13 protein-coding genes are annotated in these 17033 nt (G+C 36.1%); all 13 read right to left on the reverse strand.

Annotation, left to right across the window (positions count from 1 at the left end; translation table 11 throughout):
* Nucleotides 1–9: 9 nt before the first annotated feature.
* The 13 genes from C2I06_RS11215 to pheT all read right to left on the reverse strand — a co-directional run bounded on the left by C2I06_RS11215 (nucleotide 10) and on the right by pheT (nucleotide 17033).
* Nucleotides 10–756 carry an electron transfer flavoprotein subunit beta/FixA family protein gene (locus C2I06_RS11215; RefSeq protein ID WP_123258065.1) on the reverse strand — a complete coding sequence of 249 codons (747 nt, stop codon included), beginning with the start codon at nucleotides 754–756 and terminating at the stop codon, nucleotides 10–12.
* The gene (locus C2I06_RS11220; protein ID WP_095331489.1) at nucleotides 749–2431 is read right to left on the reverse strand and encodes a long-chain-fatty-acid--CoA ligase; all 1683 of its coding nucleotides are present in this window, start codon (nucleotides 2429–2431) and stop codon (nucleotides 749–751) included. The genes C2I06_RS11215 and C2I06_RS11220 overlap by 8 nt, the downstream gene beginning before the upstream one ends.
* A gap of 224 nt (nucleotides 2432–2655) precedes the next feature.
* A complete protein-coding gene (locus C2I06_RS11225) occupies nucleotides 2656–3063 on the reverse strand; it encodes a DUF350 domain-containing protein (protein WP_095331487.1) in 408 nt (135 codons plus the stop codon).
* Between the two features lie 37 nt (nucleotides 3064–3100).
* Nucleotides 3101–5452 (reverse strand): endonuclease MutS2, encoded by a 2352-nt coding sequence (locus tag C2I06_RS11230; RefSeq protein ID WP_123258066.1) that lies wholly within the window; start codon nucleotides 5450–5452, stop codon nucleotides 3101–3103.
* 205 nt (nucleotides 5453–5657) lie between these two features.
* On the reverse strand, nucleotides 5658–7370 hold the full coding sequence (gene polX / locus C2I06_RS11235) for a DNA polymerase/3'-5' exonuclease PolX (protein WP_095331484.1): 1713 nt from the start codon (nucleotides 7368–7370) through the stop codon (nucleotides 5658–5660).
* 148 nt (nucleotides 7371–7518) lie between these two features.
* Entirely contained in the window at nucleotides 7519–8061 is a 543-nt protein-coding gene (locus C2I06_RS11240) for a CvpA family protein (protein WP_095331483.1), read from the reverse strand.
* Nucleotides 8062–8069: 8 nt separating this feature from the next.
* Nucleotides 8070–8333 (reverse strand): cell division protein ZapA, encoded by a 264-nt coding sequence (gene zapA, locus C2I06_RS11245; protein ID WP_047941918.1) that lies wholly within the window; start codon nucleotides 8331–8333, stop codon nucleotides 8070–8072.
* Nucleotides 8334–8740: 407 nt separating this feature from the next.
* A complete protein-coding gene (locus C2I06_RS11250) occupies nucleotides 8741–9667 on the reverse strand; it encodes an ROK family protein (RefSeq protein WP_095331482.1) in 927 nt (308 codons plus the stop codon).
* Between the two features lie 69 nt (nucleotides 9668–9736).
* Nucleotides 9737–10753 carry a LacI family DNA-binding transcriptional regulator gene (locus tag C2I06_RS11255; protein ID WP_123258067.1) on the reverse strand — a complete coding sequence of 339 codons (1017 nt, stop codon included), beginning with the start codon at nucleotides 10751–10753 and terminating at the stop codon, nucleotides 9737–9739.
* Between the two features lie 93 nt (nucleotides 10754–10846).
* Nucleotides 10847–11695, reverse strand: coding sequence for a carbohydrate ABC transporter permease (locus C2I06_RS11260; RefSeq protein ID WP_095331478.1), 849 nt, complete (start codon nucleotides 11693–11695; stop codon nucleotides 10847–10849).
* Nucleotides 11692–12675 carry a carbohydrate ABC transporter permease gene (locus tag C2I06_RS11265; protein ID WP_235850296.1) on the reverse strand — a complete coding sequence of 328 codons (984 nt, stop codon included), beginning with the start codon at nucleotides 12673–12675 and terminating at the stop codon, nucleotides 11692–11694. Before C2I06_RS11265 ends, C2I06_RS11260 begins: the two co-directional genes overlap by 4 nt.
* Before the next feature lie 231 nt (nucleotides 12676–12906).
* Entirely contained in the window at nucleotides 12907–14187 is a 1281-nt protein-coding gene (locus tag C2I06_RS11270; protein WP_095331513.1) for an ABC transporter substrate-binding protein, read from the reverse strand.
* A gap of 431 nt (nucleotides 14188–14618) precedes the next feature.
* Entirely contained in the window at nucleotides 14619–17033 is a 2415-nt protein-coding gene (gene pheT / locus C2I06_RS11275; RefSeq protein WP_123258068.1) for a phenylalanine--tRNA ligase subunit beta, read from the reverse strand.

Here is a 17033-nt window from a genome sequence, read left to right on the forward strand (position 1 = left end):
CCTCCATTACTATGACTTTAATAATTTGGATAATGAAGCAACTTGATCTTTTATTTCCCCTTGCAACATTATTTGTTTACGATTTAATTGTGGATACGAATAGTGGTTGAGCGTTTTTTTTGCTCGACTGTCCTTTAACTGGATGATTCGAAAAGGCTTCTTTTTTGCTTTCATGATTCCAGCAAGTGATGGCAATCTTGGAACATGTAAACTTTGTGGAATGGTAGCTAAAAAAGGAAACGGAACTCGATATGTTTCGATGTCTCCATCTGCATTTCTTATAATTCTTGCATGTTTTTCCTCTTGTTCGATTCGAATTGCTTTCACAAAGTAGGGAATATCTAATAAAGCAGCAACCCTAGGACCTACTTGACTTGTTGCTCCATCTGTAGAAAAATCTCCTGCTAATAGAACATCGTAGTCTATATTCTGCAAATATTCCTGTATCTTTTTAGCTATATGAGCTGGATGATCTTCATTAGGATTAGATTCTATTAAAACAGCTTGATCTGCTCCCATAGCTAAAGCTGTTCTCAATTGCTTTTCTCCTTCTTTTTTACTTACCATCAGCACCGTTATACGCCCACCATATTTTTCTTTTAATTGAAGGGCTTCTTCTAAACTTATCGCATCTGGCGGATTGATGATAAACTCTTTTTCTTCTACCAATGGTTGTTCTGCTTCAAGTACGAGGGAAGCTTCAGGAGAAACGGTTCTCGATAATAAAACCACAATCTGCAATGCTTTATTACTCATTTTCTTCTTCACTTTCTTTCTTCAATTGTCTTCTTAATACTTTTCCTACTGCCGTTTTCGGAAGTTCTTCTCTAAATTCATAAATACGAGGTACTTTAAAAGATGCCAATTTCCTACGCATAAACTGATTCAGTTCTTCTTCTGTAACCGTCATTCCTTCGCGCAATACAATAAATGCTTTCACTGTCTCTCCCCTATAAGAATCCTTCACTCCCACAACTGATGCTTCCATAACAGCTGGGTGCTCATACAAAACTTCTTCAATTTCACGAGGATAGATATTAAAGCCGCCTGCAATGATAATGTCCTTTTTCCGATCGACGATATAAAAATACCCTTTCTCATCCATATATGCGATATCACCAGTTAGTAACCAGCCATCTTTTAAAACCTTATTGGTTTCTTCTTCATTGTTCCAATATCCTTTCATTACTTGCGGCCCCTTAATTGCAAGCTCACCAACTTCTCCCACTGGCAATATTTCACCTGACTCTAATGAAAAAATAGCTGCATCAGTCCCTGGCCAAGGAACACCAATACTTCCTTTTACAATTTCATTGTCCCAAAGAAAATTCACGTGGGTAACAGGAGAAGTTTCCGTTAATCCATAGCCCTCTACTATTTTCCCGCCTGTCTTCTCCTCAAATTTCTCAATAACCTCAACTGGTAATGGAGCAGAACCACTAATCGCTCCTTTAATCGAGGAAAGATCGTATTGGCTTATGTCTGGATGATTCATTAAACCAATGTAGATAGTAGGTGCTCCTGGAAAGACAGTTGGCTTTTGTTTATGGATTGTTTTTAACAAACCACTCGCATCAAATTTCGGAACAAGAATCATTTTATATACTTCCATTACTGATAATACAAGAACTGTCATAAGCCCATACACATGGAATAATGGCATGACGGCAAGCATTTTTTCTTTTCCCTTTTCCATCTTATATAGCCATTGTCTGCACATAGAAGTATTGGCTACTAAATTTTGATGGGTGAGAATAACTCCCTTTGGAAAACCTGTCGTTCCGCCAGTGTATTGTAGAATCGCTATATCTTCTTCAAAATTTATCGGTACTTCCTTTAGTACTGATTCTTTGGACTTTAATGTTTGGATAAATAGATGAGTAGAGTTTGATGATGAAATTGTTGGAGGTTTTCCTTGCTCTTTCGCTTGAATGAATGGATAGACAATATTTTTGGGAAATGGGAGATAATCTTTAATAGATGTAACAATAATTTGTTCAAGATCTGTTTGCTTCATTACTCTTTCCACTCTATTGTAGAGCATATCTAATGTTATAATTACTTTCGCCCCTGAATCTTTCATAATAAATTCTATTTCTCGCTCTTGATAAAGCGGATTTACTGGTACAGCGATAGCTCCCGCCTGCAAGATTGCATAGAAACTAATAACTGTTTGTGGAATATTCGGCAGCATTACTGCAACCCTGTCCCCTTTTTTTACACCTAAGTGCTGTAAATAAGCTGCAAATTGCAATGTTTTCTTATAAAGTGTTTTAAACGTCATTTCTTTTCCCATAAAATGAATAGCTTTATGTTTTGGATACTCATTTGCCGCGTATTTTAATAATTGTGGGAGAGTATCTGCACGATAATAAACATTTTTGGCAATTTGTTCAGGATAAAGTTTTAACCATCTTTTCTCTGTTTCCAACACAATTCCTCCATTTAATTCTATTGTTGTACTAGCTTATTATATGGAGGAACATATTCATTGGATTATGTATAAGCCTACTTTCCCTTTAATTGACACAATTCCGCATAAAAACAGCCTTTTTAATAGTAACTAAAAAAGCCAAACAATCATGCGAATGTGATTTGTTTGGCTTTTTGGCTTTGAATATTTACGTCCAACCTTCCTTTAAAATACTATATTTATTAAGAGATACCTGCACCAATTACAAAAGATAAACCAACAGAAATAATCATAGAAATAAAGCCGACTGCTCGATTATCATTTTTTATTTCATCGTCAATATTAAATTTAGGGGTTAAAAATTCAAAGATGAAATAACCAATTAACAATAGGACAAAACCATATACACCCCAGATAATCATTTTCAGTAAAGAATCATTTTGCATAATTGAATGGCTGAAAATATTCGCTATTCCAAAGATTTTTCCGCCTGTCGCCATCGCAACTGCTAGATTCCCATTTTTTATTTCATCCCAATTATTATATTTTGTTACAAGTTCAAATATAGCTAAAAATACAACAAGGCTTAGAATAACAACACTATAATCGCCGGCCGTTTTTACATATTCATTTTCCCAAAATTGTGCCATAAGGTTTCTCCTCTACCATTATTCTCCAAAAGAATATTTATTTAAATTCGACAACCGTTACGCCGCTGCCGCCTTCTCCTGCTTCGCCAAAACGAATCCTTTTTACTGCGCGATGATTTTTCAAATACTCTTGAACACCTGAACGGAGGGCTCCTGTTCCTTTCCCATGAATAATGGAGACTCGCGGATAGCCAGCAAGCAAGCTATCATCTATATACTTTTCTACTCGAGCAAGAGCATTTTCAAATCTTTCGCCACGTAGGTCTAACTCCAAGCTAACGTGATAGTCTTTTCCTTTTATCGTAGTTAGTGGTTTTGTTTCTACTACCTTAGGCGCTTTGATGAATTCAAGATCTTTTTCTTTGACCTTCATTTTCATAATACCAATTTGGACTTGCCATTCTTTGTCGGAAACTTTTTCTAGTAATTGGCCTTTTTGATTAAAGGTTAGAACCTTCACTTCATCGCCAGGCTGATAAACATGGTTCGTCTTCGATGCAGCTGGTTGTTTTTGTCTTTCTATTTGTGGTGTTGCATCATCTAAACGTTTTCTTGCATCAATTAGTTCATGTTCTTTTACTTCTGCTCGTTTTTCGAGCTGCATTTTTCGTAAATCGCCAATAACCGCTTCGGCTTCTTTTTTAGCATTTTCGATAATTTCTTTCGCTTCTCTTTTTGCTTTTTCTTGCAGTGTTTCTTTCTTCTCGTAATATTCCATTACTTGTTTCTGTAAATCACGATGAAGCATTTCCGCTTGTTTTAATAGATCTTTCGCTTCTTCATGCTCTCTTTCTGCTTGCTTACGACTATTCTCCAGAGAGGCAATCATATTCTCGATTTTATTACTATCCTCGCTTACATGTGACCGAGCTGTATTAATCACATCTTCCTTTAAACCCAAGCGCTTACTAATTTCAAAGGCATTACTTCTTCCCGGGACTCCAATGAGTAATCGATAGGTTGGACTTAATGTTTCAATATCAAATTCCACACTTGCATTTACAACGCCTTCGCGATTATATCCATAAGCCTTTAACTCCGGATAATGAGTAGTTGCAATAACTCTTGCCCCGCGTTTATTTACTTCATCGAGAATTGAAATAGCTAGAGCTGCTCCTTCTTGAGGATCTGTACCAGCTCCTAATTCATCAAATAAAACAAGACTTTTATGATCCACTTTTTCAAGAATACTAACAATATTAACCATATGGGAAGAGAACGTACTTAAAGACTGTTCAATAGACTGTTCATCCCCTATATCTGCGTATACAGATTTAAAAACGCCCATTTCTGAACCGTCTAATACTGGTATTTGCAGGCCTGCCTGTGCCATTAAAGTACATAGACCTACTGTTTTTAAAGTTACTGTTTTACCGCCCGTATTTGGTCCGGTAATAACAATAGATGTATAGGAATCCCCAAGAATAATATCATTCGCTACCACAACCTCTGGCGGTATAAGTGGATGCTTCGCCTTATGAAGAACAATCTTTCCTTCATTATTAATTTTTGGTTTGGATGCTTTTAAGCGGTGAGCATATTTTGCTTTTGCAAACATAAAATCAATTTCTGCTAATACAGTGACAATATGCAATAGCTCTTCTTCATATTGTGCTACAAGTGCAGTTAATTGCGTTAAGATACGATCAATTTCTTGTTGTTCTTTGACCCGAATAGCTTGAAGTTCATTATTTAGTGTCACTACAGACTGTGGTTCAATAAACAGGGTTTGCCCAGAGGCACTTTGGTCATGAACAATCCCCCCATAATTGCCTCGATATTCTTGCTTAACCGGGATAACATACCGATCATTTCTAATTGTAATAATACTGTCAGACAGCATTTTTTGGGCACTTGAGGAACGAATCATACTTTCTAGTTTCTCTCGTACTTTTGATTCATTTCTACGCAGCTGATTTCTTAACGTTCTAAGAGCATCACTTGCACTATCCATCACTGCACCTTGTTCATCAATAGCCATCTTAATTTCTTCTTCTACTTCAGCAAGCACCATGATACTGTCTGTTAAAGTAAACAGTATCGGAATAGGCTCTTCTTCATGAAATTCTTCAATAAATCGTTTCATTTGTCTACTAGCATGAACAGTACTTGCAATCTGATTTAATTCAGATGGGCTAAGCATACCGCCAATAGAAGATCTTTTCACATGGGCGCGGATATCATAGATTCCATCAAGAGGGATGGATCCACGCATGCGATATACCTTAGCAGCTTCATCTGTTTCCTCTTGCCATCTTACAACTTCATTATAATCAGTAGATGGAACTAATTCCTCCACTTTATATCTTCCCAATGAAGAAGATGCATGTTCGATTAATTGATCTTTAATTTTATCAAATTCTAACGTTTTAAATACTCTTTCCTGCATGGAGTAATCTCCTTTGCTATCCCCATTTCGGGTTTAATCATATTTTTTAATGGTTCTTCTGACTTTTTGAGCGTTCTTTTCCGTTGAGCTATCTTTCAACAGAGAGATTGCTTTTCATTTCAACACTTGGACTGAGGCGAAAACAGCTTTTCCTTGCAGAGTTTCAGCCATTGTTTTCCAAGCTAACTACTTACCTATATACTGATCATCCTTTATATAAGAAGGCTAATAATTCTTCTTTGGACATTGCATTCAATACAGTAGATTTTTTTATCCAGCCCTTTTTCGCGGTGGATACTCCGATAGCCATATTATTAAGCTCATGCTTATAATGAGCATCTGTATTAATTACAATCTTTACGCCCGCATCCTGGGCCATTTTGACATGTGCTGCATTTAAATCTAAGCGGTTAGGATTACTATTCAATTCCAAGATAGTATTCGTTTCTTTCGCTAACTGAATAAGCATTTCCATGTCAATATCATAACCATCTCTTTTGCCAATTTTCCTACCAGTCGGGTGTGCAATGATATTAACATACTTGTTTTCCATGGCAGCTTTTAATCTATTCATTATCTTATCTTTCGATTGTGAAAAGGCAGAATGGATGGAGGCAATTACAATATCTAATTCTTTCAATAATTCATCATCATAATCTAGTGTGCCGTCTGGTAATATATCCATCTCAGCACCAGCTAAAATAGTTATATCCTCATATTTTGCATTTAACCTTTTAATTTCTTTGATTTGCTTTCTCACTCTATCTGGTGTTAATCCATTGGCAACCTTTAAATATTGAGAATGGTCTGTAATAGCCATGTATTGATAGCCTAATTTTCGATTTGCTTCTATCATTTCTTCTAATGAATGTGCACCATCACTCGCAGTAGTATGCATATGCAAATCTCCTTTAATATCTTCCAAGGAAATAAGCTCACTATCATCTGAATAATTTTCTACTTCTTTCCCATCTTCTCTTATTTCAGGAGGAATAAAGGGCAGTTCGAAATAATGATAAAACGCTTCTTCTGTCTTAAAGGTTTTTATTTCGCCTGTTTCATTATTTTCCACACCATACTCGCTTATTTTTTCTCCGCGTTCTTTAGCTAGCTGTCTCATTCGCACATTATGTTCTTTTGAACCTGTGAAATGATGTAAGGTTGTTGCAAATTCCTCTGGTTTCACTAACCGAAAGTCAATAGAAACGTCATAATCCAGCCCCAGAATTACACTAACTTTTGTCAATCCTGCTCCAATTACTTCTTTTATGGACGGAAGCTGAATCAACTGCTCTTTCACCTGATTAGGATCTTTTGTGGCAATAATAAAATCCAAATCTTTAATCGTCTCCCTAACTCTTCTTAAACTCCCGGCTCTAGAGTATTGCACAACACCTGCCATCTTAGCTAGGTGTTCCTCAATGGAAACTGCTATCGGAATCATAAATGCAATCGGCAGTCGCTCTGGGCGAGAACCGGCATTTTGAAGGGCTTCCATAATTTTTTCTTCCGTCTTTTTGCCAAAACCTTTTAATGCTTGCACTTCTCCTTTTAAACATGCATTTTTTAAATCCTCTGCATTTTCAACAGATAGCTCTTTATATAATTTTGCAATTTTTTTCCCACCGAGACCTGGCAGCTGCAGCAATGGTATTAACCCTTTTGGAACTTCGTCTTTTAACTCTTGTAAAACAGACGACTTACCTTCTTTTAGATATTCTTCTATAACAGCTGCTGTTCCCTTTCCTATTCCCGGCAGTTCCGTAAGATCGGTTATTTCGGTTAAGTTTAATTCACTTGTTTCAATCGTATTGGCAGCTTTTCGAAAGGCAGATATTTTAAATGGATTTTCTCCTTTCAACTCCATATATATCGCGATTTGCTCTAATAATCGAATAATATCTTTATTTGTAATCATCCTTTATCACCCACATATGTAAAATAACTCATCTTCTCATCCTACCTATCATACCATGAACTGTATAAATTCAATAATCATGCAGCACCTGTTTAACTAAACAAAAAAACTCTCTAGCTACATATAAAGCTAGAAGAGTTTCCTCTTTCTATGAAGCCATATAATCAAACCATAAATCTTTTATTTTCTCTGAAAAATATGGAGTGTTTTCTATCATCCATGCGGCAACCGAGGATTCATTTAATTGAGATTGAATAAAATCAACCGGAATTAAAATAGAAATAAATAATAGAAGGAATAATAGCAAATACGTTTCGACAAATCCTAGGACCGCACCAGCCCATGTATTTAACTGTTTTAAAATAGGAATACTAGCAACAAAATCTATCATACTTCCAATAATTTGCCAAATAATTTTCACTACAAAAAATATCACCACAAAGGAGAACCCTCTGTAAAAGACATCTTCCATATTTGCCGTTTGAATAAAAGATTGCAGCAAACTATTTTCCCCTATATTTGGATATGGAATCCATAGTGTTAATTTTTGCGATAATGGGATGTAATATTTATTAGCAACAATAAACGCAACAATAAATCCTGTTAAGTGTATAATTTGCATAATAAATCCTCTTTTTAGTCCTCTAAGAAGACCAAAAAGCAGCAATATAACCAAAATAATATCTAACATGAACAATGTCAGTCCTTTTCTCTTCTTTTTAATTCTTCCTCTAATTCTTTCACTCGATCTTCTAGCTTTACATAGTCGTTTACTATATTTACTGCGGTAAGTACAGCAAGTTTATTGGTATCAAGTGAGGGATTCAAAACATGAATTTCACGCATTTTTTCATCAACTATGGAGGCAACCAGTCTAACATGGTTAGAAGGTTCTTTCCCTATTATTGTATATTGTGTTCCATATATATCAACATTTGTACGATTTTTAGGGGTATTTGACACGCCCATGCCTCCAATCTAAAGAATCCTAGTTTCTATCATATCATGAACTATTCTTGGTAGGGAAGTCATTCGAATAGATTCTATCTTAAGACTTTTGATATAGAGAAATAATTATGATTAAAAAAACAGACTGGGACAAAACTAGCTTCACATAGTGAGTAGGGGGCTGTCCAAAAAGTAATGAAAGCTGATTTTTGGAACAAAAAAAATCATCCTTTTGAGTAAAATGAAGTTACCAACAACATTAAAAGAAAGGATGATTTTTATGTACAATCAAATGATTACTACTGAAAAATTAACACGTAAATGACATTCCTTCCAGCTATAGAAGTGAATGAGAAAAAACACTAAAAGGCAACCTCCCCCTATTCTTTCTTATCCAGATACAGGTTTTAAAGAGGATGTACTTATTTCCCTTTAGATACACCACTTAATGGACTAGATCTTCTTTGTAAGAAATGGTATAGAGCTCCAATTAAGTTCGAGTCATTTCCAAATTGGCATGGCTGAACTTGAATGTTTAAACACTCTTCTGTTGGCTTCATAATTTTTAGCTTTTCGTTAATCTGTTCAATAAGCCCTTCGCGTTTACTGATTGCTCCGCCGATTAGAATTTTCTCCGGATCAATAATGTATTGTAAATTATAAATTCCTACAGCTAAGCGCTTAATGAATTTTTCTATTTCTTCCTGTACTTCCCAGTCGCCTTCATCAGACATGTTAAATACAATTTGACCGTCCAAAGTTATTGGATCCAAGTTTTTCCGTTTCGCAACTTGCTTAATTAAACCTCCAGTTGCTGCAAGAGAACTCCATGATTCCCCTAGCGGCTGATTCAGATAATCCTCTAAAATCATGTAACCAAATTCGGCTCCGAAAAGATGGCTACCATGACGAATTTTCTTATCTAGAAAAATAGAACCACCAATACCACTCCCAATTACAATACAAATATAATCATCGACATTTTTTGCAGCACCCATCCATCCCTCCGCTAACCCTGCACAATTAGCATCATTTTCAAGCTCAACAAGCAATTTTGTCCGTTCTTGGATGACATCCCTTATATTCGGCCCATGAATATATGGCAGAGCTGAGGTTCCTTTTATAAATCCTGTTTCTACATCTACTGCTCCTGGCATACTTAAGGCGATACCGATTATCTCATTCTTTTCTTGAAAATTCTTCACTACTGTTTCGATTGTATCCACGAAAGAATCGATTCCATCTTTTGGAGTAGGAACAGAAGACTTTTCTACAAAGTTTCCCAATTCATTCATAAGCGAAAATTTTATTGCAGAGCCACCTACATCAAATACTGCATAATAATTCACCAAAAAACCTCCTGACATCCATACAAGTCTTATTATTTATGTAAGAAAGCTCCTAAATCAGCCCAGAGCTCACCTGTAGGCTTTGTTCGTCCCACACGTTTCCCTTACAATAATTTTAGAGTCTGTATACACTGGCTTTAATTTTGATTTTCCTTCTATCAAGTCATTTAGCATAAAAGCAGATAATTTACCGATTTTCTCCTTATCCTGTTTGACCGTGGTCAATTTAGGATCACTATAGCGGGAAGCAGCAATATCATCACATCCTACAATTCGGATGTTTCTAGGTGTATGAAGTCCAGCTTCCTTAATAGCTCTTAGTGCACCTAAAGCCATTAAGTCGGATGCAGCAAAAATAGCTTCTGGATAATCCTTCAACTCTAGTATTCTCTTCATTGCGATATAACCACTCTCTTCATGGTAATCTCCATATTGAATCCACTCTTCCCTGATTTCAAGACCAAACTGATTCATCGCATCCTTGAATCCCTTTAACCTTAAATTAGAAATGACGGATTCACTCATCCCGCCAATATAGCCAATTTTTCTAAGAGAATTCAAATAAAAATGCTCTACTACTTTCCTTGATAAATTTACATTGTCCGTCATGACGTAGCTCGCTTTTGGACCTACTAATTCAATATCAATTCCAATACAAGGAAAACCGCTCTCAGCAAGTTCAAAAGTAGCGTCCTCTACTTCTTCACCTGCAATTATCAAGCAGCCATCCAAATTAAAGTGCTTGCATCTTGCTAAATAACTTCCTTGAAATTGTTCATTAGAAAACATTAAGATATCGTATCCAAGTAATCCAATATTTTTCTTAAAAGTCGAAATAACTTCATTAAAATATGGATGGGTCATGTCTACATTGATTTTACCTGCATAGACAAGACCAATGAGATTTGATTTTTTCGTTGCCAGTGACCGAGCCGAAAAATTTGGTGCGTAGCCCTTTTCATTAATAACTGTCATGACTTTTTTTCTAGTCATCTCACTTATTTCGCCATAATTATTTAATACTTTCGAAACGGTTGATGGTGATACCCCTGCCAATTGTGCAATGTCCTTTATCGTTAAACTCATCGTTTTTTCCCTTCTATTTCCGTCTAAATTCATTCCTAATATTAGATTAATAAAAGTTAGAGAATGAAACAATAGCATGGCAGGAAATAGTCTTTATTTCACAGACCCTTCCGTAATACTTGATATAAATAATCGGTTAAATAATAAGAAAATGACTAATAATGGAACAGTTGCCCAGAACACACCAGATAAAATCATACCGAAATCAATATTATGAGTATTGCCCAACTGTGCTAATGCAACCTGGATGGTATACATTTCTGGATCTCTTAAAACCGTAAACTGCCATAAGAACTCTCCCCAAACAGCAGTAAATACAATAATTCCAAGAGTAGCAAACGCTGGTAAGATAATCGGTAATACAATTCCCCAATAGATACGGAAATTCGAGCACCCATCTAATTTCGCTGCTTCTATTAATTCATCAGGAACTCCCTCGGATATATATTGGCGCATTAGAAATATCCCTAAAGGATTTAAAAAGGATACAATCATAACTCCTTGTAAGGTATCTAGAAGTCCTATTTTAGAAATTAAGAAGTATTGTGGGATTAACCCTAATTGCGGTGGAATAATCATGGTTACCAAAATAGCAATGAAAAAAATGTTTCTTCCTGGGAATCTAAATTTGGCAAAGGCAAAGCCTGCTAATGAACTAATGAGTAGTACTATGATCGTTACAACAAAACAGAGTATAAATGAATTCCACATCCCACCAAAAAAATCAATTTGACTTAATACCTTTTTAAAGTTTTCAACCAGCATATTTCCTGGTGTTAAAGTTGGTGGGATGGAATTGTAGGCAGCACTCGGCCTTGTTGCCATGACAAACATCCAGTAAAATGGAAACAACGAAACGATAGCAGCAATAAATAAAAATAAGTAAACGGATAATCTGCCTATGGAAAACTTTCTCCGGTTTCTTTTGTCATGCTTCCTCATTGATCCACACCTCTCTTTTTCTTTCTAAATCCTTGCGTTAAACTTAAGTTTATGACAGCAAATAATGATATAATGACCAATAGAATGATTGCAGTTGCGGATGCGGTTCCAAATGACTGCAATTTAAATGCATCTCTATACAGGTACATAACAATTGTCATCGCTTCATCCCTTGTGAAAGCACCAGTTCCTAAAAACACAGTTGGTTCAGAGAATAACTGCATGGCACCAACTGTTGAAGTGAATACCGTTAAAATAATAAATGGTTTCATCATTGGGATAGTAATGTAAAAAAGCTGATGAAATTTATTGGCACCATCAATGGTAGCTGCCTCGTATAAATCATTTGGTATACCTTGAATTCCAGCTAGATAGATAATCGTGTTATATCCTACCCATCGCCAGAACACCATAATGGATATCGCAATTTTCGTCCCCCATTCAGAGGCTGCCCATTGGATAGGGTCAAGTCCAAAGAAATGAGTTAATACATAATTGGCTAAAGAAGATTCATGATTACTGAATAACACACTAAAGATAAGGGCTACAGCAACCATGGAAGTTAAATAGGGCATAAAAATTGTTACACGAAAGAAGCTTTTAAATTTAAGAAAAGCCATATTCAACAAATAAGCTAAAATAAGACCGACGACTAACTGTGGAGCTGTTCCCATAATTCCTATAATTATCGTATTATAAACCGATTTCCAAAATAGAGGATCCGTGAGTACAGTCTCAAAATTAGCCAGTCCGTTAAATGTCATCGGGCTTAAGCCATTCCATTTTTGGAAGGCTAGGTAAATACTAAAAAGCATAGGATATAAGCCGATAACGGCAAAAATTATGAAGAAAGGCGCTATATATAAATATCCTGACAGCATATCCTTTTTTTGCTCCGACCTAAATTTTTTCTGTTTTTTATGAATAGGTTGCTTCTTACTGACAGTGTTCACAGTTTCCTTATTACTGCTAGGATTCATTTCCCCACCTCTTTTCATATTCGAGGGAGCATGGTACATATAAACGTCCAAACTTCCCTATCTATCCATCATTATTCATTTTCCTCACAAAAACCAATATATGAAGTATCGCCGGCTTACCACAAACCTTTTTCTCGCTAAAGGCTCATATATGTAAGCCGACCGACTTTTCAAATTATTTAAAGGTTAGTAGATTTTAGTAACTTTGTTTTTTATAGAACAAATGCTAGATTAACGGCTTAATAAATCTTCTGCGCGCTTCACGGCAGCTTTCCATTCTTTTTCTGGGTCTGCTCCTTTATTTTGGACATTCTTAAGCGCATTCAATACTTCGCTATGGATTGAAGCATATTTTTCACCTTTATATCCTATGCCACTAATGTCCTTTGCAGCTTCTGCAAATACTGGAGCTGTTGCTTGGCCACCAAAGAATTCATCTGCATTCGTTTTAAATTCTTCCATATCATATACAGATTGAGCAGATGGGAATAATCCATGGCTTTGGAATGATTTCAATTGATTTTCTGGTGATACAAGCCATTCAATAAAATCATAAGCTTCTTGGGAATGTTTTGTTTCAGATGGTACGGCAATGTATGAACCACCCCAGTTTGCAGCAAACTCAGTTGGTAATGTAGCAACTCTCCATTTCCCAACAGCATCAGGAGCATTTCCTTCCATCCATCCTTTTAACCATCCTGCTCCTAACTCTGCCGCAAATTCGCCTTTGTTAACAGCATTTGCCCACTCTGGAGTCCACATATCATATTTACCTATAATTCCAAGTTCATTTAAGCGAATAGCATAGTCATATGCTTTTTTCACTTCACTGTCTGCTCCTAAATTTAATTTATTATCAGGAGTCAAATAAGCTGTTTTTGCAGAATCTAGATAAGCTCTATATGCCATTTCAATACTATCAACAAATGGCAATTTTGTTTTCTCTTTAACTTGTAATCCAGCTTTTTCAAATGCTTCAGGTGAATTAATCAGATTGGCTACTTCCTGTGGATCAGTTGGAAGTCCTGCTTTTTCAAATACATCAGTTCGGTAGTACAATCCTTTAGGTCCAATATCTGTAGGAAGACCAAATAAGAAATCTCCGTCCTGGTTTTCTCCACTCTTCCATTTCCACTCTAAGTACTGGTCTTTCACATCTTTCGCACCAAGATCATATAGATTTTCAAAACGATCTTGAGCTACTTTAAAACGGTCAAATTGGTCAATCTCTAACATCGTAATATCAGGTGCACCGCTACCCGCAGATAATGCTGTAAAAAGCGCATCATGATGATCAGCTGTTTCAGATGCCTTTACTTTAATTTTAATATTTGGGTTTTCTTTCTCGTATTCTTTTGCTAAATCCTCATAACCAGTCGAACCAAATGTCCAAAAATCCAACGTGATTTTTTCATCTTTACCACTTGTTTTACTTGATGTATCATTCCCACTACAAGCTGCTAAAGACAGTGCAAGCAATGACGATAAACCTATGGCAGCAAACTTTTTCATTCTTTTCAAAATCATAACCCCCCAAAATTATTTAATATTTTAATAGTCTTTCTTAAATATGAGATTTCTATAAAGAAATGAACACCCCCAAAAATGATAGATTTCAATTTAACGAAATCGGTTTCGAAAGCACTTACAGAAATCGCTTACAAAACATATAATAATATCATTACTTCAAAAAATCAATATAAAAATAACCAATTTATTGAATTTTTTTAAAAAATCATATAATTTTAATTTATTTATTCACTATTATCGCCATAAATAGTGAATAAATAAGAATTGCCATTCGAAACCGTTTTCGTAATTATATGCTTCTCTCCCGATTCGCCCCATGGAAAGAAAAAATGAATTCAGGCTGTTGTGTTCACCACATACCAGCTTCAATAAAAAAATCCCAGAATTGAACTCTGGGATTTTTTTTATCCGACTCAGCCTCTTAGCGAAGCACCAGCTTTTTCTTCTACTGCAGCAAGTACTTTGTCATGGGTCTTGCTAATCATTTCATCTGTTAATGTTTGTTCTGGATCAAAATATGTTAAAGAGAATGCAATCGATTTTTTGCCTGCTTCCATTTTTTCGCCCTCATATAAATCAAACACTTGGACATCTTTCAATAACTTTCCGCCAGCTTCAATAATAACTTCTTGAAGCGTACCAGCTAACACGTCTTTCTCAACAACAAGCGCTATATCTCTTGTTACATACGGGAAACGAGGGATGGACGTATAATGTAATGCTTCTACTTCTACAGCAAATAACTTACTTAAGTCTAGTTCGAAACAATATGTTTCTTTTAAATCTAAATCATTTTGCATTTGCGGATGCACTTGACCGACAAATCCAATGATCTCCCCATTAAGAACGATTTCAGCCGTTCTTTCTGGATGCATACCATCCAAATTCGCTCTAGCAAATGTAATTTGCTCCATAACACCTAACTTTTGGAATAATCCTTCCAATACACCTTTTACAACAAAGAAATCAACAGTTTTCTTTTCTCCTTGCCATGGGTGCATACTCCAAATGCCTGTAACTGCACCAGCTAGATGTTCTTTTTCCTCAGGAAGCTCCTGCTCTCCATTCGCTAAGAACACAACCCCTGTTTCATAAACAGCTATGTTTTCATTTTGTCTTGCTGCATTATATTTAAGCACCTCTAGCAGCTGTGGCACGATGCTTTGACGTAATAATGCACGTTCTTCACTCATTGGCATTGCAAGGTTGATTGGGTTTCTTTTCTCTAAAGCAAAGCTATGCACTTTCGCTTCATTTGTTAATGAATAGGTAATTGCTTGATATAACCCAGCCGATTCTAAATATCTTCGTGCCATACGACGTTTTTTCTGATAAGCAGTTAAAGAACCTGGTGTAGCAGCACCTATCGGCAATGTTTTCGGCAAGTTATCATAGCCATAAAGACGAGCAACTTCTTCGATTAAATCTGCCTCGATAACAATATCATTTCTTCTTGTTGGCACAGTTACGATGAATGTATCACCTTCCATTTGTGTCGCAAATTGAAGACTATTAAAAATAGCCGTTACTGCATTCGTCTCTAATGTCGTTCCTAATGTTTGATTGATTTTTTCGAGCGTAATCGAAACTACTTTTGGCTCGGCAGTTAGTGTATCAACTGCGACTTCCCCTTCAAGCACTTCTCCGCCAGCATATAATTGTAATAATTGACAAGCTCTATCTGCAGCTTCACGTACTCGATTTGGATCAATTCCTTTTTCATATCTTGCGCTCGCTTCACTTCTTAAACCAATTACTTTAGAGGATCTGCGAATTACTTTACTGTCAAAATAAGCCGATTCTAATAAAACAGTAGTAGTGCCAGCTTGAACTTCAGAATTCGCACCACCCATTACACCAGCAACAGCTATTCCTTCTTTTCCATTCGTAATAAGTAGATTATCTTCTGATAATGTTCTGTCTGTTTCATCAAGTGTTGTAATCTTTTCACCACTTTGTGCTCTTCTTACGAGAATTTCTTTTGAGCCAATTTTATCATAATCAAAAGCATGCAGCGGTTGACCATATTCTAGTAAAATAAAGTTCGTAATGTCGACCACATTGTTATGTGGGCGAATTCCTGCAGCCATTAATTTTCCTTGCATCCATAATGGAGATGGAGCGATTTTAATATTCTTAATCACTCTTGCTGTATATAATGGTACATCTGCATTCTCTTCTACTGAAACTTTAATATAATCAGATGCTTTTTCGTTAATAGTTGGATATTCTGTATTAGGTAGTTTTACTTCTTTTTCTAAAATGGCAGCTACTTCATACGCTACACCAAGCATGCTTAAGCAATCAGCACGGTTTGGAGTTAACCCCAGTTCTAGTACAGCATCATTTCGTTGTAAATATTCTAATGCGTTTTTTCCGACCTCTACATCACTTGGAAAAACAAAAATTCCTTGCGCATAGTCTTTTGCGACAATTTTTCCTTCGATACCAAGCTCTTGCAGGGAACAAATCATCCCGTTTGATTCTTCCCCCCGTAGCTTCGCTTTTTTAATTTTGAAGTTACCTGGAAGAACTGCACCAACCTTTGCTACAGCTACTTTTTGGCCTTTATCTACATTGGGAGCGCCACAGATAATTTGGATTGGGTCTCCCTCGCCAACATCGACTAAACATTTATTTAATTTGTCTGCATTCGGATGTTGTTCACGCTCGACAACATAACCGATTACTACATTTTTAATTCCTTCATCAAGAACCTCGACGCCTTCTACCTCGATACCACTCTTTGTAATTTTTTCTGCTAGTTCATCAGGACTTATGCCATTTAAATCTACATATTCATTTAACCAATTATAGGATACTAACAT

It is taken from the genome of Niallia circulans, from assembly GCF_003726095.1.
In the GTDB taxonomy this organism is placed as follows: domain Bacteria; phylum Bacillota; class Bacilli; order Bacillales; family Cytobacillaceae; genus Niallia; species Niallia circulans_A.